Source organism: Microcystis sp. M53603_WE2, assembly GCF_030065435.1.
Genome location: NZ_JASJFF010000632.1, coordinates 1 through 2,204 on the forward strand (window position 1 = coordinate 1; position 2,204 = coordinate 2,204).

4 protein-coding genes and 1 pseudogene are annotated in these 2,204 nt (G+C 52.9%); all 5 read left to right on the forward strand.

The window, feature by feature from the left end; translation table 11 throughout:
* Positions 1–78, forward strand: a pseudogene (locus tag PX481_RS13455) (50S ribosomal protein L3); the annotation flags it as partial.
* A gap of 20 nt (positions 79–98) precedes the next feature.
* Positions 99–731, forward strand: coding sequence for a 50S ribosomal protein L4 (gene rplD, locus PX481_RS13460; RefSeq protein WP_002757580.1), 633 nt, complete (start codon positions 99–101; stop codon positions 729–731).
* A complete protein-coding gene (locus PX481_RS13465) occupies positions 721–1,026 on the forward strand; it encodes a 50S ribosomal protein L23 (protein ID WP_002746599.1) in 306 nt (101 codons plus the stop codon). Before rplD ends, PX481_RS13465 begins: the two co-directional genes overlap by 11 nt.
* Positions 1,027–1,059: 33 nt before the next feature.
* Positions 1,060–1,893 (forward strand): 50S ribosomal protein L2, encoded by an 834-nt coding sequence (gene rplB / locus PX481_RS13470; protein ID WP_002746601.1) that lies wholly within the window; start codon positions 1,060–1,062, stop codon positions 1,891–1,893.
* A gap of 30 nt (positions 1,894–1,923) precedes the next feature.
* The coding region (rpsS, locus tag PX481_RS13475; RefSeq protein WP_002753908.1) for a 30S ribosomal protein S19 at positions 1,924–2,204 on the forward strand (281 nt) is incomplete at its 3' end.

Here is a 2,204-nt window from a genome sequence, read left to right on the forward strand (position 1 = left end):
ATCCTGATCAAAGGAGCCGTCCCGGGTAAACCAGGAACCCTGTTAAACATCACCCCCGCCAAGAAATTTGGTAAATAGGGCAAGGAAAGATTAAAGTCATGGTTAACTACACAGTCAAAAATTGGCAAGGGGAAGAAGCGGGAACAGGCACCCTGGAACTGAAAACCGCTAAACCCGAAACCGCCAAACACCTAATTCACCGCGTCGTCGTCAGCCATCTAGCGGCGGCCCGTCAAGGTAACGCCTCCACCAAAACCCGCTCGGAAGTGCGCGGCGGTGGTCGCAAACCCTGGCGGCAAAAAGGCACCGGTCGGGCCCGGGCCGGTTCGATCCGTTCTCCCCTCTGGCGTGGTGGCGGTGTCATCTTCGGACCAAAACCGAGAGATTTTGAGGTTAAGGTCAATCGCAAAGAGAAAAGATTAGCCCTGAGAACCGCTTTGATCAGCCAGTCCGATAACTTTATCGTTGTTGAAAGCTTCGCCGAACAATTCTCCCAACCCAAAACCAAAGAACTCACCGCTGCCTTAAGTCGCTGGGGAGCCAGTCCAGAGGAAAAAATTCTGCTGATTTTGACGGAAATTCCCGAAAATGTCTATTTATCGGGACGTAATATCTGCAATCTCAAAATTATTCGCGCCGATAGTCTCAACGTCTATGATGTCATCCTAGCCGATCGAGTTATCGCCACCGCCGCAGCCCTAGCTAAAATTGAGGAGGTCTATGGTGCTTAAAACTGAAGCCAGACAACTCGCCGATCTGATCCTAAAGCCGATCGTGACCGAGAAAGCCACCCTACTCCTAGAACAAAATAAATACGTCTTCGATGTCGCCTTGAAAGCGACCAAGCCGGAAATTCAAGCGGCGATCGAATTGCTGTTTGACGTGAAAGTAACGAAAGTGAACACCAGCCGCCCCTCTCGTCAGAAAAAACGCGTCGGCCGTTTCCTCGGTTACAAACCCCAATACAAACGCGCGATCGTGACCCTAGCGGAAGGCGACTCGATCGCCCTCTATCCCGACGTATAACCACCAAGAAACCCGATAACGGAAAACTAAACTATGGGTATTCGTTCTTTTAGACCTTTAACCCCCGGGACAAGGCAGGCGGCCATCTCCGACTTTAAAGAGATCACCAAAACCGAACCGGAAAAGTCCCTAACTCATCGCAAACACAGCAAACAAGGGCGTAATAATCGCGGTGTCGTTACCAGTCGTCACCGGGGCGGCGGCCATAAACGCCTCTACCGGATTATCGATTTTCGTCGCGATAAACGGGATATTCCCGCCACAGTAGCGGCGATCGAGTACGATCCTAACCGTAACGCCCGCATTGCCCTGCTTTTCTACAAAGACGGGGAAAAACGCTACATCATCGCCCCCGCCGGTTTAGGCGTTGGTGATACCGTCATCGCCGGAGAAAACGCTCCCTTCGAGGTGGGTAATGCCCTACCCTTAAGTCGCATCCCCCTGGGGACAGAAGTTCATAACATCGAACTCGTCCCCGGTCGCGGGGGTCAAATGGTGCGGGCTGCTGGTGGTTTCGCCCAAGTGGTAGCGAAAGAAGGCGATTACGTTACCATCCGCCTCCCCTCCAAAGAAGTACGCATGATCCGGCGTGAATGCTACGCCACCATCGGAAAAGTCGGTAACGCCGAAGCGAGAAACATCAGTCTCGGTAAAGCCGGTCGTACCCGTCACCGCGGTCAAAGACCTCATGTTCGGGGTAGCGTCATGAACCCAGTGGATCACCCGCACGGAGGTGGAGAGGGTCGCGCTCCGATCGGACGTTCCGGCCCGATGACTCCCTGGGGTAAACCCGCCCTCGGTCGCAAAACTCGCAACAAGAAAAAACGCAGTAGCGATCTGATTGTGCGCCGTCGTAACCAGGGTTAGAAATTATTACTTTACTTTTGACTGAAAATTATGGGTCGTTCACTGAAAAAGGGGCCATTTGTCGCCGGCCACCTGATGGAAAAAATCGAAAAACTCAACGCCCAGGGCAGTAAACAAGTGATTAAAACTTGGTCCCGGGCCTCGACAATCATTCCCGATATGGTCGGTCACACGATCGCCGTTCACAACGGCAAACAGCACGTTCCCGTCTATGTTTCCGAGCAGATGGTCGGTCATAAACTCGGTGAATTCGCTCCCACCCGCACCTTCCGCGGCCACGCCAAGAGCGACAAAAAAGCAGGACGGAAATA